A 22275-nucleotide genomic window follows, 5' to 3' on the forward strand; every position below is an offset into this window, starting at 1 on the left:
TCCCAACCCACACCACAGACACCTGTCAGGGGACGTGTCATGGCCAAGGTCGCCGGGTGGATCACCCACCGCTACGTGAAGTACGTCGTCATCGCCTTCTGGCTCGGCGTGGTCGCGCTGCTCGGCCCGCTCGCGGGCAAGCTCACCGCCGCGCAGGACAACGAGGCGGCGAGCTGGCTCCCGAAGGACGCTGAGTCCACGCAGGTCCTCGAGCGGGCCGAGGCGTTCGTCCCGGCCGACACGGCACCCGCGGTCGTCGTCCTGGAGCGTCCCGGAGGGCTCACGCCCGACGACGAGGCGGCGATCGCCTCCGACATCGAGGAGTGGGGCGCGCTCGAGCACCTCGCGGGCGACATCGTCGGGCCCGTGCCGTCCGCCGACGGCGAGGCGGTCCAGGTGATCGTCCCGATCACGCTGACCGACTGGGACGAGTCGATCGGCGTCGTCGAGGCACTGAAGGCCACCGGCGACGACGACCCCGACGGCCTGCATCTGTACGTCACGGGACCGGTCGGGGGTGCCGCGGACTCCGCGAAGGCGTTCGAGGGCATCGACTCGACCCTGCTCTACGCGGCGGCCCTCGTCGTGATCGTCATCCTGCTGCTGACGTACCGCAGCCCGGTGCTGTGGCTGCTGCCCGTCATCTCGGCGGGCATCGCGCTGACCGTCGCGCAGGCCGTGGTCTACCTCTTGGCCGAGTACGCCGACCTCACGGTCAACGCGCAGAGCGCCGGCATCCTCACGGTGCTCGTCTTCGGGGCCGGCACGGACTACGCGCTGCTGCTCACCGCGCGCTACCGCGAGGAGCTGCGCAAGCACACCGACCGGCACGAGGCGATGGCTGTCGCGTTGCACCGCGCCAGCCCCGCGATCGTCGCGAGCGGCGCCACCGTGACCGCCGGGATGCTGTGCCTGCTGTTCGCGACCATGAGCTCGACCGCGGGCCTCGGGCCGGTGGCCGCCGCCGGGATCGTCGTGTGCCTGCTCGTCATGCTCACGCTCCTGCCGGCCCTGCTCGTCGTCGCCGGGCGCTGGGTGTTCTGGCCGCGCGTGCCGCACGCAGGTGACGCGGAGCCGACCGAGCACGGCTTCTGGGCGCGCGCCGGCGAGCGGATCGCCGTGCATCCCCGCGGGACCTGGCTCGGGACGGCCGTCGTCCTCGCGGTCGCGGCCCTCGGCGTGCTGCAGCTGGGCGCCACGGGCCTGTCGACCGAGGAGTCGTTCCGCGGCGAGCAGCCGTCGATCGTCGGGGAGAAGGTGCTGTCCGCGCACTTCCCGGGTGGCGCCGGGTCTCCCGTGGTGGTCCTCGCGGACGCCTCCGCGGCCGACGAGGTCCGCTCGACGCTCGCCGCGGTCGAGGGGATCGACGCCGCGTCGGTCACCGACCCCGCGGTCGTCGGCGGCATCGCCTACCTCGAGGGCACGCTCACCGACGAACCGGACTCCGACGCCGCCTTCGACACGGTCGACCGCGTGAGGGACGCCGTGCACGCCCTGCCGGCCGCCGACGCGATCGTCGGCGGCGAGACCGCGACCAACCTCGACGTCCAGCGAGCGTCCGCACGCGACAACGCGGTGATCATCCCGATCATCCTGCTGGCCGTGCTGCTCATCCTCGTGATGCTGCTGCGCGCGATCGTCGCGCCGCTCGTTCTCATGGGGACGGTCGTGCTCTCGTTCGGTGCCGCGATCGGCGTCTCGGCCCTCGTGTTCCGGCACGTGTTCGGCTTCGCCGGCGCCGACTCGTCGTTCCCGCTGTTCGTCTTCGTGTTCCTCGTCGCGCTGGGGATCGACTACAACATCTTCCTCATGACGCGTGTCCGCGAGGAGGCCGCGCGGATCGGGCACAGGCGCGGGTCGCTCGTCGGGCTCGCCGCCACCGGCGGTGTCATCACCTCGGCCGGGCTCGTGCTCGCCGGCACGTTCCTGGTGCTCGGCACGCTGCCCGCGGTGTCGTTCGCGGAGATCGGGTTCGCCGTGGCGTTCGGCGTGCTGCTGGACACGCTCGTCGTGCGGTCCGTCCTCGTCACGGCGCTCAACCTCGACATCGGCCCGCGCATGTGGTGGCCCAGCGCCCTCGCCCGGCGGTCCGACCCGCCGATCGAGACCGAGCCTGCCCGCGTCGTCGAGCGGGTGCCCGCGCCGGTCTGACGGACCGGGCGCGACGACGGGACGACGAGCGCGGGGGGCTCGTCGTCCCGTCGTCGCGCCCGTCGTACCGTCGTCCCATGCCTCGCACCATCGCGACCGTCACCAGTGCCACGCACGACGAGCTGCTCGACTTCGTCCGGCCCCGGCACCATCTGCTGCTCGTCACCACGCGCGGCGACGGTCGCCCGCAGGTGTCCCCCGTCTCGGGCGGCGTGGACGACGAGGGCCGCATCGTCGTCTCCACGTACCCCGGCCGCGCCAAGACGCGCAACGCCGAACGCGACCCGCGCGTCAGCGTGTGCGTGCTCTCCGACGAGTGGGACGGCCCGTGGGTGCAGGTCGACGGCACCGCCGAGGTGCTGCACATGCCGGCGGCGGAGGACGCGCTCGTCGACTACTTCCGCTGCATCGCGGGCGAGCACCCCGACTGGGACGAGTACCGCGCGGCGATGCGGCTGCAGGGCAAGAGCCTGCTGCGCATCACGCCCCAGCGCTGGGGCCCGATCGCGACCGGCGGCTTCCCCGCCGAGGTCGCAGCCCGCCTCGACGCCGTGGACTGAGCTCCGGGCGCGAACGTACGACACCGGGTGCGTGAAGCCTCCCACGCACGCCTTGCCTCACGAGATCGTCGAACACGGCCGCCCCGCACCCAGACATGGCCGAGAGATTCCGCGTGAGATAGCAGCCCGCTATCGTCGGCCTGTGGACATCTCACGGCAGCGGCGCGAGCTCGACCTGACCCAGGCAGAACTCGCGCGCCTGAGCGGTGTGCCGCAGCCGAACATCTCGGCGCACGAGACCGGCCGGCGACCGCTCGGACCCGTGCAACTGAGTCGCGTGGAGGCCGCGCTTCGCCCGCGACCGTCGCGCGCACTCTCCACCCACCGCGACGAGGTGCTGGCGATCGTCGGGCGACTCGGCGGCAGCAACGTCCGCGTGTTCGGTTCCACGGCGACCGGGACCGACACCCCGGAGTCCGATCTGGACCTGCTCGTCGACGCCGCTCCAGAGACATCGCTGATCGACATCATGCGGATGGAGATCGGGCTCGAAGACCTCCTCGGCGTCCCGGTCGACGTCGTGCACGACGACGGGCAAGGCCCGGTCGTGGAGCATGCCCGGGCGACCGCTCGCGCACTGTGAGCGACGACCCGGCGCGAGAGGCGAGGGCGCTCGCGGACATCGGGCACATGCTCCGCACAGCCGACCAGATCGCGGCACGCGGCCCTGCAGCGTTCGCCGACCCTGACGACGAGATCCCCTACCTCGCGACGAAGGCGCTGCTCATCGACCTCCAGACCGCTGTGGAGTCACTCAGCGTCGAGTTCAGGCAGGCGCACCCCGACGTCCCCTGGCGCGAGCTGAAGCGCATGCGCGACCGGCTCTCGCATCACTACGTGCGCATCGACAAGAGCCTGCTCTGGAACGTGCTCGCGCGCGAGCTGCCACGGCTGCGGGTCACGTTGCTCGACGAGGCGTGACGTCGCGGGTTCACATCGGCGTCGAGCACGATGCCCCCGCCGTGCCGCATCGCGAGGGAGGAGCCGAAGCTCGACAGGTCGTCACCCTCGCCGACGCCCAGACCTCGCCGTCCGCGCCGCCACGTCGCCGGGCTCGCGTCGCAGCGTGCTTCGCATCGCCCGGCACGACGAGCACCACAGCCCGCTCGCAGAGTCGTGCGGCGGAACCTCAAGCACCGGCCCCGCCGCACCGAAGAACTCCGACGTGAGGACCACCGCGCGCAGCGTCACCGTGATCGCGCTCGTCGCCGGCGTGTACGTCTTCCTCCTCGGGATCGTGGTGGCGATGCTCGCGCTCGTCTTCGTCATGGTGGACGAGGACGTCATGGGCACCATCGTGCCGATGACGGTGGCGCTCTTCACCATCTACGGCGCAGTCACAGCCCACGTGAAGCTCGCCCGGACCAGGGCCCCGCGAACTCTCGGGGTTCCGCTCACCCGAGCGGATGCGCCCGAGCTGTGGGGCGTCGTGGACGAGCTCGCGGCGCTCACCGAGAGCCGCACACCCGACCGGATCGCCGTCACGGCCCGCGCAAACGCGCATGTCGAGTGGCGCCCCCGCTTGTTCGGGTCACGACGAGCGCTCCACGTCGGACTCCCCCTGGTCTACGGGCTCGACGTCTCCGAGCTGCGCGCCGTTCTCGCGCACGAGCTCGGCCACTTCTCACGCGGTCACGATCGACTCGCGCCTCTGGTGTACGCCTTGCGGAGGGTGGCGATGACGACCGCCGACGAGATCGCGGGACCGGTTGGCTGGTTGCTCGACGGATACGCCCGACTCGTGCTGCTCACGACTGCCGCGACGAGCCGCCGGCAGGAGCTCGACGCCGACGTGTCCGCCGCCCAGGGGGCCGGTAACGAAGCCGCGATGGACGCGCTGCGGCACATCGCCGTTCTCAGCTCCGCCTGGGACTTCTACGTCTCGAACTACATCGAGAGGGCGGCGCGGGTCGGTGCTGCACCGACGGCTCCGGCACTCTTCGGCGGGTTCGAGGCGCTCCTCGCCGATCGCGCGCACGAGCTGGCCGAGCTTCGCAGTCTCGCGCCGGACGACACGCACTCTCGCTGGGACAGCCATCCGTCGACCGCCGCGAGGCTCGAAGCGATCGGGAAGCTCCCCACAACGCGCGGGGTCGCTCGCGACCGGCGCCCGGCACAGGCACTGGTCGGCGCTCTCCAACACATCGCCGAGCAGCTCGCCGACCTCGTCCTGGACGACACCCTGGAGCCCATGGCCTGGGACGAGCTTGCACCGCACGTGGCGCAGGCGGAGGCCCGACTCGGCGCTGACGTGGTGTTCCGCGCCGCTGCGCGTGTGGCTGACGTCGAGCGCGGCTCGCTCGCAACCGTGCTCGACCTCGGCGAGGCGGAGCGGTTCGACGACCTCTTCTTCGCGGTCGGCCTCCCCACGACGCAGACCGCGGCGAGGTACGAGGACTACGGCGACGACTACGAGTACGGCGACGACGACGAGGACTGCGAGGACTACGACGACGAGGACTACGGCGACGACGACGAGGACGAGGAGCACGTCGGCGAGGAAGCGGACAGCGACGTCGACGCGGACGACGCTCCGCCGGACGAGAGCTCGATGCGTAAGTCCCAGACGGCCCGACTGCTAGTGGCCGTGCTGGTCGTCGCACTCGTGGAGACGGGGGCCGCGCACTGGGAGAGCTTCTGGCGCGACGGCGACCACCTTCTCGGCCCGGACGGCGCGCCACTCGAGCTGCACGACCTCATTGCCACGGGAGTTCGTGGCGCCGACGGCATCCGCGAGCTGCGGGCTCTGCTCACGCTCCGCGGCGTCGACCCCTACGCGGTCGGCGCGAGCGGTCCGGCGAGCGCAGAGGGCGCCCGTACGGTCGGCGGCATCTCCAACGTTCGTGCCCTTGGTGCCGACCACGACGTCCTCGTCCTGACCACGGGTCTCGTCTTCGTGCCGAGTCCCGGGCAACCGCGGCATGGGCAGCAGCGACTCCGTGAGATCGCCAAGGTGCCCCCGGAGGGGCTCGAGGACGAGTTCACCTTCCTGCCCTGGGAGGAGGTCGTGAACGCTGGAATCTGGAACGTCAGACCGGCTGTCCTGATGCTGACGCTGTACGACGGGACCATCGTCGACCTGCGGATGAGCGACCGGAGCAAGGAACTCGTCCCCGGAGACAGCGAGCACCTCGTCGAGATCTGCCGTGGGATGCGAGCGCGCACGCTGGCGTCCTGACGCCGACGTGGCTTGTGCTCATGGCCCGGAGCATCGCGACAGAACACTTCGCCGCTCTCATCGGTGTCTCATGCGGGGGGAGCACTATGGGCGTATGAGCAGGAGCGCGCGCACGGTGCTGGTGGTGCTGGTCGCCGCGCTCGCGGTGGTCGGGGGTTCGTTGGCGGTCGCGTCCGCGCTCGCCGCGCCGGCCGACCGCACGCTGGACGGGCCGGTCGTCGTCAGCCCGGCGAGCCCGACGAGCCCGACGAGCACGCCCACGACGACCCCGACGGCGTCGAGCACACCGACGTCCACGCCCTCGAGCACGCCGTCCTCGTCGCCGAGCAGCCCGACGCCGGTCGATCCGGCGCCCCCGCGCACCCCGGACGACGACGCGACGTCCGACGACGACGGGGGCTCGGACGACCACGGCGGCAACCGTGGCCGCGGCGGCGGGGACGACTCGGGCGACGATGACTGACGCCGAACCGCCCCGCCGGCGCCCGTGGCGCACGGTCCGGGCCAAGGTCGTCGCGGCGACCGTCGCGATCGTCGCGCTCGGGTTGGCGGGCGCGGGACTGGCGACGTACGCGATCCAGCGGCAGAGCCTCGACGAGCGGGTCGACGACGGGCTGGCACGCGCCGCGGAGCGGGTCGCGCGCGTGGCGGAGGCCAACGCCGACCTGCCGGTGGGCGGGATCCTGCGGCAGGCGATGGAGGAGACGCTGCCGGCGCCGACGGAGGGCAGCATCGCGCTCGTCGACGGCGAGCCGGCCTGGTACGCCCCGACGACGGTCGGGGTGCGCCTCGAGGACGACCCGCAGCTCGTCGACGTGCTGCGGGGGCTGGCGCCCGAGGACGGCACCAGGCTGCGCACGGTGACGACCGACCTCGCGAGCTACCGGCTGGTGACGGTCCCGCTGGTCGTCGACGGCACGGCGGGCGGGACGACCGGCCTGTACGTCGTCGCATCGGTGCGGGACCGGGAGATCGCGGCGCTCGACGAGGCGTGGCGCACCTACCTCGTCGTCGCGGCCGGGGCGCTGCTCGTCGCCGGGCTCGCGGCGTGGCTGCTGCTCGGACGCGTGCTCGGGCCTCTGCGCGCGCTGCGCGAGACCGCCGCGCGGGTCGACGAGGGCTCGCTCGACGCGCGCGTGCCGGTGACCACCGACGACGACGTCGGCGACGTGGGCCAGTCCGTCAACGCGATGCTCGACCGTCTGCAGGCCAGCCTCACGGCGCAACGGCGGCTGCTCGACGACGTCGGCCACGAGCTGCGCACACCCCTGACGATCATCGGCGGGCACCTCGAGCTCATGGACGTCGACGACGCCACGGACGTGCGCGCGACGCGTGAGCTCGCGCTCGACGAGGTCGACCGCATGCGGCTGCTCGTCGACGACCTGCTGGTGCTCGCGGTCGCGGACCGCGAGGGCTTCGTGCGGCCCGCGCCGACGGACGTCGGCGTGCTCACCGACGACGCCCTGGACAAGGCGAGCGGGCTCGGCGAGCGGGCGTGGCGCGTCGACAAGCGCGCGGACGCGATCTGCGTGCTCGACGCGCGCCGCCTCACGCAGGCCTGGCTGCAGCTCGCGTCGAACGCGGTGAAGTTCTCCGCACCGGGCTCGACGATCACGCTCGGCTCGGCCGTCGCTGACGGCACGCTGCGCCTGTGGGTGCGCGACGAGGGCGTCGGCATCCCGCCCGACGAGCTCGGCCGGGTCTTCGAGCGCTTCGAGCGCGGCGACGCCGCGGCGGGCACCGACGGCGCCGGGCTCGGGCTGGCGATCGTCGCGGCGATCGCGCACGCGCACGGCGGGACGGTCGAGGTCGCCTCGACGCCGGGGGTCGGCTCGACGTTCGTCGTCGCCGTCCCCGCGTTCGTCGTGCCCGACGAGACGTCCGACGAGCTGCGCGGCGACCTGCCCGACGAGGTACCCGACGAGGTACCCGACGAGATGCCTGGCGGGATGCCTGGCGGGACGTCCGACGAGAAGGGGGCCCACGCGTGAGCGGCGTGCTGGTGGTCGAGGACGAGGAGCGGATCGCGTCGTTCGTCGCGAAGGGTCTGCGGGCCGCGGGGTACGCGCCGACCGTCGTCGGGACGGCCCGCGAGGCGTACGACCTCGCGGTGAGCGGCGAGGTCGACCTCATGGTGCTGGACCTCGGCCTGCCCGACGGCGACGGCTTCGACGTCCTGCGCCGGCTGCGCGCGGCGGGCTCGCGCCTGCCCGTGATCATCCTGACCGCGCGCGGCTCGATCGAGGACACGGTCGCCGGGCTCGAGGGCGGCGCGGACGACTACATGGCCAAGCCGTTCCGGTTCGAGGAGCTGCTCGCGCGGGTCCGGCTGCGGCTGCGGTCCGAGTCGGACGCGCGTGACGACACGACGATCCTGCGCCGCGGTGCCGTCACGCTCGACCTGCGCTCCCGGCGGGCGACCGTCGACGGCAAGGTGGTCGACCTGTCGGCGCGCGAGTTCGCCCTCGCGGAGACGTTCCTGCGCAACGCGGGGACCGCGCTGTCGCGCGAGCAGCTGCTCTCGCGCGTGTGGGGGTACGACTTCGACCCGTCGTCGAACGTCGTCGACGTGTACGTGCGCTACCTGCGCGGCAAGCTCGGGGCCGAGTTCATCACGACGGTGCGCGGCGTCGGCTACCGGTTCGAAAGCTGACGTTCGAAGGCTGACGTTCGAAGGCTGACGGCGGGCAGCACGACGCCGCCGGCTCGGCCACGAAGGTGACCTCGCCGGCGGCGTGAGCAGGGGCCCGTCAGTCGTCCGAGCCGCCGTGGTGGCCGGAGTCGTCGTCGCCGCCGTGGTGGCCAGAGTCGTCGTCACCGTGGTGACCCGAGTCGTCGGTCCCGTCATCGTCACCGTGGTGACCCGAGTCGTCGGAGCCGTCGTCGCCGCCGTGGTGACCCGAGTCATCGGAGCCGTCGTCGTCACCTTGGTGACCCGAGTCGTCGGAGCCGTCATCGTCACCGTGGTGACCCGAGTCGTCGGTCCCGTCGGGGTGACCCGAGTCGTCGGTCCCGTCGTGGTGACCGGAGTCGTCGGGGGCGTCGTCGTCGCCGTGGTGACCGGAGTCGTCGGAGCCGCGGTGATGGCCCGAGTCGTCCGGCTCGCTCGTCGGCGAGGCGGAGGGGCTCGGGCTGGCCGGGTCGGTCGGCTCGGGCGAGCTCGACGGCGTCGGGTCGTCGGACGCCCGGTGCGAGGGAGACGCGCTCACGGACGTGGCAGGGCTGCTGGGGGTCGACGAGGGCGAGTCGGACGCCGCGACGGCGGCACCTCCGACGAGCGTGAGCGCGCCGAGCGCACCGGCGACGACCCAGACGGGACGCGACAGCTGGAACATGGTTCCTCCTGAGGTTCTCCGGCGCGGACTGCCCGGGCCGATGCCACGAGGTTCGCGGCCGCGCATGAGGTCGACGGGAGACGCGGATGAGAGCTCTCTCATCACGCGGGAGGTCGGCCCCCGCAGACCCGCACGCGACCTTCACCGACCGTTCCCGTGTCCGCGCCCGCCCGACAGCCCGAACGCCTACGCTCGCGGGATGACCGCCCCGACCGCCGCGACGCCACCCGCGCCCGACGTCCCGGGGCCGACCGACCCGACGACCGACCCGACGACCGACCCCGCGACCGACCCGGCGACCGTCCCCGCCGCGGACCGGCACGCGGCGCCGCGACGCCGGCGCAGGCGACGCCGCGCCTTGTTCGTCGTGCTCGTCGTCGTCGTGGTGCTCGTGCTCCCGCTGGCGTGGGTGCAGGGCGTCGGTCAGACCCGGGTCCGCAGCCTCGAGTCAGCCGGACCTGCACCCGTCGCGCTCGTGCTCGGCGCGGGGCTGCGCCCCGACGGATCGCCGTCCACCTACCTGCGCCGCCGCCTCAACGCCGCGCAGAGCCTGTACGAGCAGGGCCGGATCGACGTCGTGCTCGTCTCGGGCGACAACAGCACGCCGTACCACGACGAGCCCGCGGCGATGCGCGACTACCTCGTCGAGCGCGGGGTCCCGGTCGACCACGTGGTGCTCGACGGTGCCGGTCTGGACACGCACGACTCGTGCGTGCGGGCGCACGACGTCTTCGGTGTCGACCAGGCGGTGGTGCTCACGCAGAGCTACCACCTGCGGCGGGCGCTGTTCTCGTGCCAGGCCGCGGGGATCGACGTGACGGGCGTCGGGGTCTCCGCCGCGAGCGTGCAGCCCAAGCAGGCGCTGATGTGGCGGCTGCGGGAGATCCCCGCGTCCTACAAGGCGTTCTGGGACGCCTTGACGTCGCGCCGGCCCGCGGTCGACGACGAGCCGTCCCCCACGATCGACGAGGCGCTGGCGACCACCGGCTCCTGACCGCCCGGACGGTCGCGGCCTGGCGGCAGGGCAGGATGGTCCGGGTGAGCGAGCGCGCGGACGTCCGGCTGGTGGCCCTCGACATGGACGGGTCGTTGCTCGACGACGACAAGAACGTCCCGCCGGGCTTCTGGCCGCTGCTCGACGAGCTGCTGGCGCGCGGCATCACCGTCGCGCCCGCGTCGGGCCGGCAGTACGCGACCCTGCGAGCCCAGTTCGGCCGCGACGACCTCGTCTACGTCGCGGAGAACGGCGCGTACGTGGTGCGCGACGGGGTCGAGCTGACGTCGACGACGCTCTCGTCGGACACCGCCCGCGCCGTCGTCGAGACCGTGCGCGCCGCGACGTACCTGGACCTGGGCGTCGTGCTGTGCGGCAAACGGTCCGCGTACGTCGAGCGCGCCGACGAGGCGTTCCTCGCGCACGCCCGGCCGTACTACGCGCTGCTCGAGACCGTCCCCGACGTGCTCGCGGTCGACGACGACGTGCTCAAGGTCGCCGTGTACGACTTCGGCTCCGCCGAGCGCGGCGCCGGGCCGCTGCTCGCGCCGTTCGACCCCGCCGACCGGGTCGTCGTGTCCGGGCTGCACTGGGTCGACGTGATGGCGCGCGGCGTCGACAAGGGTGTTGCGCTGCAGGTCGTGCAGCGGACCCTGGGGATCACGCCCGAGCAGACGATGGCGTTCGGCGACTACCTCAACGACCTAGGCATGCTCGCGGTAGCGGCGTGGTCCTACGCGATGGCGAACGCGCACCCGGACGTCCTCGCCGCGGCGGCCCATGTCGCGCCGTCCAACAACGACGACGGAGTGGTGCGGACCATCAGGGCCGTCCTCGACATCGCCTGAGGCCGGGCCGCGAGCGGGTCGTCAGCCCGCAGGCGTGCGGGCGGCGGCCGTGAGAGCGGCGAGCGTCGCGGCGACCGCGGGCACGCGCAGCAGGTCGGGCGTCGTGACGGCGTGCACCTGACGGGCGGCCGTCCCGGCGGCGGGGCGCACGACGACGCCGGGGTGGCGACGGGCGACGGGCCTGACGAGGTCGGGCAGCAACGCGACGCCGAGCCCGGCGGCGACCAGCGCGAGCACGGCGACGTAGTCGTCCGTGGCGTAGCCGATCGTGGGCGTGAAGCCGCGCTCGGCGGCCGCGGCCAGCAGGTGGCCCCGGCAGCGCGGGCAGCCCGCGATCCACTCCTCGTCCGCGAGTGCGCCGAGGTCCACCTGCTCGTGCGCGGCGAGACGGTGGCCGGCGGGCAGCGCGACGGTCGTCGCGTCGTCGAGCAGGTGACGCGTGACCAGCCCGACGAGGTCGTCCTGCCCCCGGCCGAGCTCGACGCCGGGGTAGGCGAACGCCAGCACCACGTCGCACGCGCCCTCGCGCAGGAGGCGCAGCGAGTCGGGCGGCTCGACCTCGTCGAGCGTCACGGACAGCCCGGGGTGCCGTTCGCGCAGCGCCGCGAGCGCGCGCGGCACGATCGTCGCCGACGACGACGGGAACGCGGCCAGCCGGACCCGCCCCCGCTGCAGGCCCGTGAGCGCGGCGACGTCGGCGTCCGCGGCGCGCAGCGCGGCACCGACCGCCGCACCGTGCCGGGCGAGCACCGCGCCGGCCTCGGTGAGGCGCACGGACCGGCCGCTGCGGTCCAGCAGCGCGGTGCCGAGCCGACGCTCGAGCCGCCGCACGTGCTGGCTGACCGCCGGCTGCCCGACGCCGAGCAGCGCCGCCGCACCCGTGATCGAGCCCGCGTCGGCGATCGCCCGCAGGGTCCGCAGCCCGCCGACGTCGACGACGCCGAGCGGGGCCCTGTCGAGCACACCCTCGTCGGACATCGGTTCCCCATCCATGCATCACCGCGAGTGATGCCATTGAGCATGATCTGGTCGTTGTGTGATGCTCCCACGGTGCCGAGACTGGTGGCATGACGACGCTCCCCGCCCTGCGCGCCGCGTTCGACCGCGTGCCCGGCTACCTCGACGCCGCGACCAACGGCCTTCCCGCGCGCGCGACGGTCGCCGCGCTGCGCGACGCGCTCGACGAGTGGTCCGCCGGCACCGCGACGACCGCCGGCTACGACGTGGCCGTCGCCCGTGCGCGGGCGGCCTACGCGACGATCGTCGGGACGCCGGTCACGGACGTGGCGATCGGGTCACAGGCCTCCGCACTCGTCGGGACCGTCGCGGCGTCGCTTCCCGACGGCGCGCGCGTGCTCACGGTGGACGGCGACTTCACGTCGGTCGTCTACCCGTTCCTCGTGCAGGCCGACCGCGGTGTGCAGGTCCGGCACGTCCCGGCCGAACGCCTGGTCGACGAGATCGTGCCCGGCACCGACGTCGTGGCGTTCTCGCTCGCCCAGTCGCGCGACGGCCGCGTCACGGACCTGGCCGAGGTCGCGGCGGCCGCCCGGTCCGTGGGTGCGCTCACGGTCTGCGACGTGACCCAGGCGACCGGGTGGATGCCCGTGGACGCGACGCTCGCGGACGTCACCGTGTGCGCGGCCTACAAGTGGCTCGCCGCACCTCGGGGAGTCGCGTTCCTCACCGTGGGCCCGGCCGCCCGCGAGCGCCTGCGGCCGGTGGCGGCCGGCTGGTACGCGGGCGCCGACGTCTGGCGGTCGGTGTACGGCCCGACGATGAGGCTCGCCGACGACGCCCGCCGCTTCGACGTGTCCCCCGCCTGGCTGTGCTGGGCGGGGGCCGCCCCCGCGCTCGAGCTGTTCGCGGCCGCCGACCCGCACGAGGTGCGCGCGCACGACGTGGGTCTGGCCGATGCGCTGCGCGCCCGTCTCGACCTGCCGCCCGCGGGGCGTGCGGTCGTCACTCTTCCCGACGACGAGCACGGCACGCTCCGGGCGCGGCTCGAGGCCGCCGGCTGCCGGGTCGCGGGACGCGGCGGCGGCGTGCGGCTCGCGTTCCACGTGTGGAACGACGCCGACGACGTCGAGCTCGCGGCCGACGCGCTGGCGGACGCGGGCGCCCTCGTCGGATCGGCCCGTCGGTCCGGTGACTAGCCTCGGAGCGTGACCGCCATCCCGACGAGGACCGGACCGCGCGACGTCGCCGGGCTGCTGCTCACGCCGGGCGCGGGTGCCGGGCGGGACCACCGCACGCTCGTCGCGCTCGAGGACGCCCTCGCGCCGCTGCCGGTGCGTCGCGTCGACTTCCCGTACCGGCAGCGCGGCTCGCGCATGCCCGACCGCCCGACCGTCGCGGTGCCGTTCCTGCGCGAGCAGGTCGAGGCGTTCGCCGCCGAGCTCGGGGTCGGCACCGACCGCATCGTCGTCGGCGGGCGGTCCTACGGCGGGCGGATGTGCTCGATGGCCGTCGCCGACGGCCTGCCCGTCGCGGGTCTCGTGCTGCTGTCCTACCCGCTGCACCCACCCGGCAAGCCCGAGAACCTGCGCATCGCGCACCTACCGGACATCGACGTCCCGGTGCTGGCCGTCTCGGGTCGCACGGACCCCTTCGGTACACCCGACGAGCTGGCGCGCGAGCTCGCGGCGCTCGGCGGCCCGTGGCACCTCGAGCTGGTGACCGGCCCGCACGACCCGGCCGACGCGCCGGTGATCGCCGCCGTACGCACCTGGCTCGGCTCGCACTGATCATTCCCAGCGTCAGCCGGGTGACATCATCGACTGGATCGACCCAGAAGCCGCAGACCGTGACGCGGGAGCACAGAGGAGCTGACGATGGCGAACGACGGAAGCGGGCGGCGGGAGACCGCCGGCCTCGCGCCGCGGCCGACAGCGCGTGTGCTGGTGCAGGAGGGCCAACGCGGTGCTGCGCCGGTCGCGTCGCGGGTGCCCGTGTCGAGCGCCCCCACGACGCCTCCGCCCGGCACCGCCGGCTCCTCGACAGGGAGCAAGTAGCTCCCCCGCTCTCAGGCCCGGCCACCTGGCTCGACCTGTGCAGAAATCAGGCCAGCGCAGCGGTGAACGCGGCGAGCGTGGCCGGGCCGAAGAGCACGAACCGCACGAGCTCGATGCCGTGCGCGAGCGGCGCGGACTCGTCGGGAACGTCCTGCGCGGTGCCCGACGACCAGGCCCGCACCGCGCCGACCGCGAGCCGCGCGACCTCGTCGACGTCCCAGCCGTAGACGCCCGCGCTGATCGCGGGGAACGCGATCGTCGCGGCGTCGAGGCCCACCGCGACCTCGAGCGAGGCCGTAAAGCAGGAGACGAGCATGCCTCGGTCGCGCTCGCCCGCGTGCCAGTTGGGTCCGACGGTGTGCACCACCCAGCGCGCGGGCAGGTCGAACCCCGGCGTCGCGACCGCGTGGCCGACGGGCAGACCCGCGGGCAGCTCCGTGCGTCGCAGCGCGCGGCACGCGTCCAGCAGCCCCGGCCCCGCGGCGGCGTGGATAGCGCCGTCGACGCCCCCACCCCCGAGCAGCGAGCTGTTCGCCGCGTTCACGACGACGTCGACGTCCTGCGTGGTGATGTCGCCGAGCACGGCCTCGATGCGCATGCCGTCATCATCGCCTGTCCGGGGGCGACCCGGCCGGGGACGCGACAGGGCCCCTCGGACGCTTACTCCGAGGGGCCCTCGCCGGTTCACACGGTAGGTCGCGTGCTGGTCCGGACGAGTGAACGACACGCGAACCGTCCACAAATTCCGTCCACAGGCCTGTGCTCATCTCGCGTTCGTGCAGGTCGGCCTGTGGACATCCCTGTGCAGCAAAATGTGGATAAAGAAACCTTCAGGAACCCCTTGCAGCGGTCCCGTGGGGAGGACTAGAAATCTCACATCGACCTCAACGGTTCGAGACCGCAGGACGAAGGGGCCCCTCGGGGACCTGGGCACCGGCGGACATCGATCGGGCGGGGTCGGGCCGGCCGGAAAACGGGCGACCACTCTCCTGGGGCGACCTAGGGGGCCGCGGATGACGCCGCGGAGGTTGCTACGGACCGGACGGTCGATCGCAGTCCAGCTCTCCTTCGAGGGGCACCGGTTCGCCGGGGTGCCGAGAAGGCGAGCGGGAGCCGCACCGTCAGAGCGGCGCTGGCCATCCGGTTCGCCGGGTGGCGAGGAATGGTCGGTTCGCCGGCGGTTTCTCTGCCTGTGGTCAACCGGGAAGGCCCCTCGGACGCTTACTCCGAGGGGCCTTCCTGTGTCTCCGGACAGTGCGCTCCGGCAGTGCAACGGGCAGTGTGCTCGGGCGGCATCAGCCGGCCGCGGCGTCCCGACGGATCACTCGGGGACCGACTCCAGCAGGATCGTCACGGGCCCGTCGTTGACGAGCTCGACGGCCATGTCGGCGCCGAACGCCCCGGTCGCCACCTCGAGCCCTCGCTCGCGCAGCGCCGCGACGACGTCCGCGACGAGCGGCTCCGCGACGGCACCCGGTGCGGCGGCGTTCCACGTCGGCCGGCGGCCCTTGCGCGTGTCCGCGTACAGCGTGAACTGGCTGACGACGAGCACGGGCGCCCCGACGTCGACGGCGCACTGCTCGTCGCGCAGGATCCGCAGCTCCGCGATCTTGCGCGCGATCAGCTCGACCTGAGCCGGCCCGTCACCGGGCGTGACGCCGACGAGCGCGAGCAGGCCCGGCCGGTCGATCCGGCCGACCACCGCGCCGTCCACCGTCACCGCCGCGCGCGTCACGCGCTGCACCACCGCCCGCACCGCTCAGCCCCCGAACGTCGCGACGACCGCGCCGACCGGCTCGCCGTGGCCCAGCACCGGCGTCGCGCCGACCGGCCCGACGACCGCCGGATCCACCCCGGCGACCGCGAGCGCCGCCGCGAGCACGACCGCGCGCGGCCGCGCCGAACCGTCGGCGATCTTGAGCGCCACCGCACCCCCGTCCGGCAGACCCGCGGCGTACACGCTCTCGGCGCCGTCCTTGGCCACCAGCCCGGGCAGCGCGGTCATGAACGCGGTCGCGTCGCGACCCGTCCCCGCGACGAGCCATGGGTGCGTGCTCATGGCCCGCGCCACACGCCGTTCGGGCGTCGCAGGCGGGCCCGCAGCGGCCGACGGGCGGCCGTCGCCCAGGCCCGTGCCCGCACCCTCGTCGGACCCGTCGTCCTGCGCGATCCGTCCGAACGCCCGCGCGAGCCCGACGAGGCTCGTCGAGAACAACGGGGCACCGCACCCGTCGACCGTCACGTGCGTCACGTGCTCGCCGGTGAGCTCCCCGACGACGCCGCGCAGCGCGACCTGCAACGGGTGCTGCGCGTCGCGATAGCCCCCGGTCGGCCAGCCCGCGGCGACGCAGGTCGCGAGCATGCCCGCGTGCTTGCCGGAGCAGTTCTGCGTGAGCGACGCGGGTCCGTGCCCGTCGGCGCGCCACTGCCAGGCCGCGTCGGCGTCGAGCGGGCGGTCCGGCGTGTTGTCCAGATCGGCCTCGGTCAGCCCCGCGTCGGCGAGGATGCGCCGGACGACCGCGAGGTGCCGGGGCTCGCCGTTGTGGCTCGCGCACACCAGCGCGAGCGCCTCGTCGTCGACGTCGAGGCCCTGCCGGAGCATCCCGACCGCCTGCAGCGGCTTGAGCGAGGACCGCGCCCAGAACGTGGCGAACGGGTCGCCGAGCGCGAGCCGCAGCGAGCCGTCGGGCGCGAGCACGACGAGGTGCCCCGCGTGCACGGACTCGACGAGGTCGCCGCGCAGCACGCGCGCGAGCGGGACGGCCGTCGCGCCGACGTCCGGACCCTCGATCGGAACGGCCGGACCTGCCGGACCGACCGGCTCCACGGAGCTCACGACGGGTGCCTCACCAGCCGCCCGACGGCCCCCGCGGGCCGCCGCCGCCGCCGCGGCGCGAGTACGGCTCGACGGCGGGCTTGACGTCCACGAGGTACACGATCGCGGCGACCGCCGAGACGATGCCGAGGAAGAACGACAGGCTCAGCGGCGGCAGCGTGAGGAACGAGACGACCGTCGCGATGCCCGTGACCGTGAGCCACAGGTTCTTGGTGCGCTTGCCCGCCGAGACGAACGCGGCCGCGGGACGGCGCGCGCAGTCGACCAGTGCCCACACGCACAGCGCGAAGATCACCAGCATGAAGGCGAGGAACACGAACCACTGGAGAGTTCCGACGAGACCCACGCGGTGAGCCTACGGTGCATGCACCCCGCGGCGCGTCACGGCACGACGCGAAGGCCCTCCGCGCGTGCCGCGGCGGCCAGGTGCTCGTCCCACGCGACGACGACGAGGTCCGGCGAGCGCAGCGCGAGCGCGGAGGCCAGGTGCAGCGCGTCGGCGGCCCGCAGCGGGTGGTACCCGACGAGCGTCGCGGCCCCCGCCGTCACCACGTCCTGCAGCTCGACGACATGCAGCGCCGCCCACAGCGGTTCCCACGCATCGAGCGCCGCCTGCGCGTCGTCGTCGGTCAGCAGGCCCGCGCGGTGCCCGGCCGCCAGGACCGCACGCACCTCGGTGTCGGCCAGCCGCGAGGTCGCGACGAGGTCGGCGCCTTCCCACAGCGCGGCCGCGAGCTCGGAGCCCGGCTCCTGCACGCACAGCTTCACCAGCGCGCTGGTGTCCAGGTAGCAGATCGCCACGTCGGCCAGGCCTCAGCGACGCAGCCGGCGGACCAGGCCGGACACGGCGTTCGCGGGCCGGGCGGTCGTGACCGGGGCGGCGGGTTCGCGCTCCGCGCTCGCGGGCGCCAGCAGGCCGTCGCGCTCGAGCCGCATCAGCAGGTCGGACGCCTCGATGCCCGTCAGCCGGGCGACGGGGATGCCGCGTTCGGTGATGACGACGTCCTGCCCCGCGCGCGCCGTCTCGATCCACTGCCTGAGCTCTGCGCGCAACGCGCTGACCGCGACCTCCACGCGCCGACCGTACCGCGGCCGGCGCCGCGGCGTCCGCCGGGTGCCGCGACGTCCCGGTCGGCGGACGGCTCAGATCTCCGGAAGCGCGGCGCGCGCGGCCGCCGGGTCGACGTCGGCCGCCTCGAGCAGGTCGACGACGAGCGAGCGGGCGAGCAGCACGAGGCTCTGCACGTGCCAGTCGTCGGGCGCGAGCACGAACGGGTCGAGCGACGCCGCGGCGGCGAGCAGCTCGCTGCAGGCCCGGTCGGGACGCACCCCGCCGCTCGTCGCGGCCGACAGGTCCTGTGCGGCGATCGCGAGGTCGAGCACCGTCGCGGCGAGCCCGTCGAGGTCGTGCGTCGCCGGCGCGTCGACGACCGGCAGCGCACGCCGCACGAGCACGCGGGTGTTGCGCATCGCGCGTTCGGCGTGCACGGAGGCGACGACGAGGGCCGCGAGCTCGTCGCGGTGCCGGCGCACGGCCGGCGAGATCCGCGCCAGGTCGCGCGCGTTCGTCGCGGCGTCCGTCCAGTCGTCGAACACCGGCTGGGACGCCCGGCCGCGCACCAGTGCGTCCTCGACGAGCGTCGCGGAGCGCTGCGCGAGCCCGTCCTTCAGGCCCAGCAGCACGGTCGCGACCTCGTCGAGCGCGCGGCCGCCGAGCGCGCGCGGGTGCCGGCGCGGGTCGGACGGGGTGAGCAGCGCGACGCCGAGCGCGAGCGCACCGCCGACGAGCGCATCGGTCCAGCGCCCGAACGGGCTGCCCGCCGTGCCGACCGCGGGCAGCCCGACGATCACGATGGCCTGCACGCCGGCCTGGGTCGTGAGCATCGCGCCGCGGTCGAGGAACCGCGCGACGAGCGCGGCGACGAACAGCACGACCGCGACCTGCCACACGCCCGAACCGATGACGTGCACGACCGCGTCGCCGAGTCCCACGCCGAGCGCCACCCCGACCGCGAGCTCGGCGACGCGCCGCACCGAGCGGTCCATCGAGAAGCCGAGCGCGATCCACGTGCTGACGGGCGCGAAGAACGGGTACGGGTGCCCGAGCACGTGCCGCGAGAACGCGAACGCGAGCCCACCGGCGACCGCCGCCTGCAGGATCGGGAACCACGCGGAGCGCACCCGCGCGACGCCCTGCCGGGCGCGGGCGCGCAGCAGCACGCGCGTGTCGTGCAGCGTCGGTCTGGACTCGGCCGCGGCCAACGTCAGCCCGCCCTCAGAGCGCGGGGTGGACGCCGAGACCGCGCGTCAGTGGACCTCGCTGCGCGGGCCGGTCCGTCGAGACACCCTCTCCGGGCACGACCGTCTCCTGCCCCGCGCTCACGTGCGTCCCGTCCGCGAGCACGACGAGCGGCGCGTCCGCCGGCAGCGACCGCTTGACCACCGCGAGCGCGACCGGGCCGAGCTCGTGGTGCCGCGCGACGCTCGTGACGTGCCCGACCTCGCGGCCGACCGCGTAGACGTCGCCCGCACCGTCCTGCGCGTCCGCACCGCGCGGCACGGCGTCGTGCACCGCGGCACCCGGCTCCGGCAGCACGTGGCCCGAACCGTCGAGGTGCAGCAGCACGAGCCGACGCGGCGGCCGGCCCAGGTTGTGCACGCGCGCGACGGTCTCCTGGCCGCGGTAGCAGCCCTTGTGCAGGTGCACCGCGGTGCGCAGCCAGTCCAGCTCGTGCGGGATCGTGCGGTGGTCGACCTCACGGGACGCGCGCGGGCGCCAGGCCTCGACGCGCGCAGCCTCGGTGGCCCACGTGCCGACCAGCATGCCGCCGGCCGCCTCGCGCGCCGCCACCTGCACCACCAGTTCGGCCCGCGGGACCAGCACGAGCCGCCAGTCGCGGTCCGCACCCGGGTGCTCGTCGTCGGGCGGTCCGTAGCGGGTGCCGCCGGGTGCGACGAACGGCCACGGGTCGCTCCACGTGACGGGCTCGTCGGCGGTGCCCTCGGCGCGCACCGGCTCGCCGATCGCTGCCCAGTCGTCGGTGACGTCCACGACCTCGACACGCAGCGTGAAGCGCATCCGGTCGAGCCAGGCGGCCAGGGCCGCGGGGGTCTCGGTGAGCAACCAGGTCGCCTCGCCGTCGTCGACGACGCCCGCGGCGTGCTCGACGTGTCCCTGCGGGCTCAGGACCAGCAGCTCGGTGGACCGGCGGGGCGTCAGTCCCGTGAGCTCGGCCGAGGTGATCGAGTGCAGCCACGTCAGGCGGTCCGGGCCGGCGACGCGGACCACGCCCAGGTTCGACTGGTCGGCCACCGCGCGGCCGCGGGCCAGGGCCCGCTGCTCCGCGGTCGGGTCGCCGTAGTGCCAGGCGACGCCCGCGTCCGGGCCGCTGCCCGCGACCGCGCCGCGTCGGCCCAGCAGCGGGCTGGTGTGCCGGGGGGCCTCGCCGTGCGTCGGCCGGGCGTCGTGCTCGAGCGTGTCACTCACCGCTCAGCCCTCGCCTTCGGGCGCGGCGTCGTCGGACGCTGTCCTGTCGGACGCCGTCTCGTCGGACGCCGTCCCGTCGGAGGCTGTCTCGTCGGAGGCTGCGTCGACGCGCACGAGGCGCGCGGAGGCGTAGGTCTGCAGCGGCTGGCCGAACGCGGCCAGGTCGTGCGCCCACATCAGCTCGCCGTTGACCAGTCCGTACAGCCGCGTGCCCGCGGTCACGTCCGCACCGGTCGCGGTCCGCGCGACGAGGTCGCTGATCAGGTCCACACGCCCGTTGCCGACCGCCCCGACGTACACGGTGACATGACCGGACGGGTCCGCGAGCAGCACCTCGACCGGGAACTTGGCGTCCTCCAGGTCGGCGGGCCGCTCGGGCGGGATGCGCCAGAAGCCGGACTCGGTCGACCACACGGGACCCTCGCCCTCCGGGAGGTCACCGCCCGCGGCGTCGGCCTCGTCGCCCGTCCCGGCGAGCGCCGACGCGTCGTCCGGGGCGACGACGAGCCGGATCGTCGACGAGTACGAGAGGTACGGACCGCCGTCGTGGTCGAAGACGACGTCCTGCGTGAAGGTCGACTCCTCGACCCCCGGGTAGCCGACGACACCCTCGCCGTGCCACCGCCCCACCAACCAGGCGAGCGGGTAGACCTCGGGCGCGAGCCCCTCGGGCAGGGCGAACGTCATGGGCGGTGCCTCCTCGTTCCGGCGGTCGGCGGGCCGCCGGGCGTCCTCAGCGCTGGCTCTTGAAGAGCCGCAGGACGACCAGCCCGGCGGTCCAGGCGATGGCGAGCGTCGCGGCCACCAGCAGGCCGATGAAGAGCCCCTCGAGCGCTGTCATGCCGTCGATCCTAACGACCACCGGCACCCGCGGTGTTCCGGCCCCTCGAACTGCCTCAGCGCGCCGCGCGCAGCCGCAGACCGAGCAGGTACATCTCGCAGCCGAGGCACAGCCCGAACGCGGCGTTCAGGAAGGCGGCAACGAGTGCGATCGCGGCGCTGATCGGCACGGCGGCCTCGACACCCAGCAGCCCGAGCAGCAGACCCACGCCTGTCACGACCAGCCCGACGAGCTGCGCGAACCGCGGCGGACGCGGGTCCTCGAGCTCCGTGGGCGCCGCGAGCCGCGGCCGCACGAACCGGCGGAACACCCAGCCCTGCCACGTGCCGCCGACGCCGCGCGCGACGCCGAGCGCGAAGCTCGCCACGACGAGCGCGAGCACGGCCGTCGCGGCCGGCGTCATGCCCAGCAGCAGGACCACGACGAGCAGCACGGCGGTCAGCGCCGCACCGAACCGCGGCCCGCGCGGGTCGATCCCCGCGGGGCCGGGGCGGTCCGCGGTGGAGGTCGTCGGGTCGGCGTCGGGGCGGGGATCGGTCATCGCGTGGTCTCCTGGGCCAGCCGCTCGAGCGCGTGGTGCGCGTGCCGGCGGTCGGTCGCACCCGACATCCGCCCGACGACGACGCCGGACGGGTCGAGCACGAGCACCGTCGGGGTGCGCATGACATGGAAGCGTCGCACCAGGTCCAGGTGCTGCGCCACGTCCAGCTCGACGTGCGAGACGCCGGGCTCGTGCGCCGCCAGCTCCGCGAGCACCGCATGCGTGCGGCGGCACGGTGCGCAGACCTCGCTCGAGAGCTGCACGAAGGTCGCGACCGAGCCGAGCGCGATCCCGAGCTCGGCGGGTCGCAGCCGGTCGTCGCGACCCTCGTCGTGCGCGTCCGCGGCACCCTCGTCGTACGCCTCCGCCGCCCGCACGACGTCCGGCGGGACCGCGCTGTAGCGGCCGTTGCGCGAACGCCACCACAACCCGACGAGGGTCGCGACGGCGAGCAGGGCGACGACCAGGAGTGCACGCGGCGGCACGC

At 74.2% G+C, this 22275-nt stretch carries 25 protein-coding genes; 12 read left to right on the forward strand and 13 right to left on the reverse strand.

Translation table 11 applies throughout. The annotated features are described in order from the left end of the window. Positions 1 to 39: 39 nt before the first annotated feature. The 8 genes from CCO02nite_RS02830 to CCO02nite_RS02865 all read left to right on the forward strand — a co-directional run bounded on the left by CCO02nite_RS02830 (position 40) and on the right by CCO02nite_RS02865 (position 8545). On the forward strand, positions 40 to 2151 hold the full coding sequence (locus CCO02nite_RS02830) for an MMPL family transporter (protein WP_146841540.1): 2112 nt from the start codon (positions 40 to 42) through the stop codon (positions 2149 to 2151). A gap of 77 nt (positions 2152 to 2228) precedes the next feature. Continuing rightward, complete coding sequence (locus CCO02nite_RS02835; RefSeq protein WP_146841541.1) at positions 2229 to 2711, forward strand: PPOX class F420-dependent oxidoreductase; 483 nt, start codon at positions 2229 to 2231, stop codon at positions 2709 to 2711. A 31-nt stretch (positions 2712 to 2742) separates the two neighbouring features. After that, a complete protein-coding gene (locus CCO02nite_RS02840; protein WP_246117305.1) occupies positions 2743 to 3294 on the forward strand; it encodes a nucleotidyltransferase domain-containing protein in 552 nt (183 codons plus the stop codon). Between the two features lie 47 nt (positions 3295 to 3341). Then, positions 3342 to 3632 carry a HepT-like ribonuclease domain-containing protein gene (locus tag CCO02nite_RS02845; protein WP_146841542.1) on the forward strand — a complete coding sequence of 97 codons (291 nt, stop codon included), beginning with the start codon at positions 3342 to 3344 and terminating at the stop codon, positions 3630 to 3632. A gap of 244 nt (positions 3633 to 3876) precedes the next feature. Then, the gene (locus CCO02nite_RS02850) at positions 3877 to 5889 is read left to right on the forward strand and encodes a M48 family metallopeptidase (protein WP_146841543.1); all 2013 of its coding nucleotides are present in this window, start codon (positions 3877 to 3879) and stop codon (positions 5887 to 5889) included. Between the two features lie 94 nt (positions 5890 to 5983). Further along, positions 5984 to 6352 (forward strand): hypothetical protein, encoded by a 369-nt coding sequence (locus CCO02nite_RS02855; protein ID WP_146841544.1) that lies wholly within the window; start codon positions 5984 to 5986, stop codon positions 6350 to 6352. Next, a complete protein-coding gene (locus CCO02nite_RS02860) occupies positions 6345 to 7883 on the forward strand; it encodes a sensor histidine kinase (RefSeq protein WP_146841545.1) in 1539 nt (512 codons plus the stop codon). Before CCO02nite_RS02855 ends, CCO02nite_RS02860 begins: the two co-directional genes overlap by 8 nt. Beyond that, positions 7880 to 8545 carry a response regulator transcription factor gene (locus tag CCO02nite_RS02865; RefSeq protein ID WP_146841546.1) on the forward strand — a complete coding sequence of 222 codons (666 nt, stop codon included), beginning with the start codon at positions 7880 to 7882 and terminating at the stop codon, positions 8543 to 8545. Before CCO02nite_RS02860 ends, CCO02nite_RS02865 begins: the two co-directional genes overlap by 4 nt. Before the next feature lie 97 nt (positions 8546 to 8642). On the opposite strand, the gene CCO02nite_RS02870 is transcribed toward CCO02nite_RS02865, so the two are convergent. After that, positions 8643 to 9227, reverse strand: coding sequence for a hypothetical protein (locus CCO02nite_RS02870; protein WP_146841547.1), 585 nt, complete (start codon positions 9225 to 9227; stop codon positions 8643 to 8645). Between the two features lie 199 nt (positions 9228 to 9426). Here CCO02nite_RS02870 and CCO02nite_RS02875 point away from each other — a divergent pair, with 199 nt between their 5' ends. Next, positions 9427 to 10221: a SanA/YdcF family protein gene (locus tag CCO02nite_RS02875; RefSeq protein ID WP_146841548.1), complete on the forward strand. Its 795-nt coding sequence runs from the start codon at positions 9427 to 9429 to the stop codon at positions 10219 to 10221. Between the two features lie 35 nt (positions 10222 to 10256). Further along, positions 10257 to 11069 carry a Cof-type HAD-IIB family hydrolase gene (locus CCO02nite_RS02880; RefSeq protein WP_146841549.1) on the forward strand — a complete coding sequence of 271 codons (813 nt, stop codon included), beginning with the start codon at positions 10257 to 10259 and terminating at the stop codon, positions 11067 to 11069. Positions 11070 to 11090: 21 nt separating this feature from the next. Here CCO02nite_RS02880 and CCO02nite_RS02885 read toward each other — a convergent pair whose 3' ends face one another. Then, on the reverse strand, positions 11091 to 12047 hold the full coding sequence (locus CCO02nite_RS02885; RefSeq protein ID WP_146841550.1) for a LysR family transcriptional regulator: 957 nt from the start codon (positions 12045 to 12047) through the stop codon (positions 11091 to 11093). Between the two features lie 89 nt (positions 12048 to 12136). Between CCO02nite_RS02885 and CCO02nite_RS02890 the strand changes: the two genes are divergently transcribed. Both CCO02nite_RS02890 and CCO02nite_RS02895 read left to right on the forward strand, forming a co-directional pair. Next, positions 12137 to 13225, forward strand: a complete 1089-nt coding sequence (locus tag CCO02nite_RS02890; RefSeq protein WP_146841551.1) for an aminotransferase class V-fold PLP-dependent enzyme — start codon at positions 12137 to 12139, stop codon at positions 13223 to 13225. 9 nt (positions 13226 to 13234) lie between these two features. After that, entirely contained in the window at positions 13235 to 13816 is a 582-nt protein-coding gene (locus CCO02nite_RS02895) for an alpha/beta hydrolase family protein (RefSeq protein WP_246117306.1), read from the forward strand. 313 nt (positions 13817 to 14129) lie between these two features. On the opposite strand, the gene CCO02nite_RS02900 is transcribed toward CCO02nite_RS02895, so the two are convergent. The 11 genes from CCO02nite_RS02900 to CCO02nite_RS02950 all read right to left on the reverse strand — a co-directional run bounded on the left by CCO02nite_RS02900 (position 14130) and on the right by CCO02nite_RS02950 (position 22273). Beyond that, positions 14130 to 14681 (reverse strand): O-acetyl-ADP-ribose deacetylase, encoded by a 552-nt coding sequence (locus tag CCO02nite_RS02900; protein ID WP_146841552.1) that lies wholly within the window; start codon positions 14679 to 14681, stop codon positions 14130 to 14132. 723 nt (positions 14682 to 15404) lie between these two features. Then, complete coding sequence (dtd, locus tag CCO02nite_RS02905; RefSeq protein ID WP_146841553.1) at positions 15405 to 15839, reverse strand: D-aminoacyl-tRNA deacylase; 435 nt, start codon at positions 15837 to 15839, stop codon at positions 15405 to 15407. Positions 15840 to 15842: 3 nt separating this feature from the next. Continuing rightward, positions 15843 to 16919 (reverse strand): asparaginase, encoded by a 1077-nt coding sequence (locus CCO02nite_RS02910; protein ID WP_371862470.1) that lies wholly within the window; start codon positions 16917 to 16919, stop codon positions 15843 to 15845. A gap of 10 nt (positions 16920 to 16929) precedes the next feature. Continuing rightward, positions 16930 to 17265, reverse strand: a complete 336-nt coding sequence (locus tag CCO02nite_RS02915; RefSeq protein ID WP_146841554.1) for a DUF2516 family protein — start codon at positions 17263 to 17265, stop codon at positions 16930 to 16932. Positions 17266 to 17300: 35 nt separating this feature from the next. Further along, positions 17301 to 17720, reverse strand: coding sequence for a type II toxin-antitoxin system VapC family toxin (locus CCO02nite_RS02920; protein ID WP_146841555.1), 420 nt, complete (start codon positions 17718 to 17720; stop codon positions 17301 to 17303). 12 nt (positions 17721 to 17732) lie between these two features. Continuing rightward, on the reverse strand, positions 17733 to 17993 hold the full coding sequence (locus CCO02nite_RS02925) for a type II toxin-antitoxin system prevent-host-death family antitoxin (RefSeq protein ID WP_146841556.1): 261 nt from the start codon (positions 17991 to 17993) through the stop codon (positions 17733 to 17735). A gap of 69 nt (positions 17994 to 18062) precedes the next feature. Beyond that, positions 18063 to 19139 (reverse strand): FUSC family protein, encoded by a 1077-nt coding sequence (locus CCO02nite_RS02930; protein ID WP_246117307.1) that lies wholly within the window; start codon positions 19137 to 19139, stop codon positions 18063 to 18065. 55 nt (positions 19140 to 19194) lie between these two features. Further along, positions 19195 to 20406 carry a CAF17-like 4Fe-4S cluster assembly/insertion protein YgfZ gene (gene ygfZ, locus CCO02nite_RS02935; RefSeq protein WP_146841558.1) on the reverse strand — a complete coding sequence of 404 codons (1212 nt, stop codon included), beginning with the start codon at positions 20404 to 20406 and terminating at the stop codon, positions 19195 to 19197. Between the two features lie 3 nt (positions 20407 to 20409). Beyond that, a complete protein-coding gene (locus tag CCO02nite_RS02940) occupies positions 20410 to 21093 on the reverse strand; it encodes a heme-binding beta-barrel domain-containing protein (protein WP_146841559.1) in 684 nt (227 codons plus the stop codon). 209 nt (positions 21094 to 21302) lie between these two features. Further along, positions 21303 to 21788 carry a DUF4395 domain-containing protein gene (locus CCO02nite_RS02945; RefSeq protein WP_146841560.1) on the reverse strand — a complete coding sequence of 162 codons (486 nt, stop codon included), beginning with the start codon at positions 21786 to 21788 and terminating at the stop codon, positions 21303 to 21305. Beyond that, complete coding sequence (locus CCO02nite_RS02950; RefSeq protein ID WP_186812559.1) at positions 21785 to 22273, reverse strand: thioredoxin family protein; 489 nt, start codon at positions 22271 to 22273, stop codon at positions 21785 to 21787. Before CCO02nite_RS02950 ends, CCO02nite_RS02945 begins: the two co-directional genes overlap by 4 nt. Positions 22274 to 22275 lie beyond the last annotated feature (2 nt).

The organism is Cellulomonas composti (genome assembly GCF_007990245.1).
Lineage (GTDB): Bacteria > Actinomycetota > Actinomycetes > Actinomycetales > Cellulomonadaceae > Cellulomonas > Cellulomonas composti.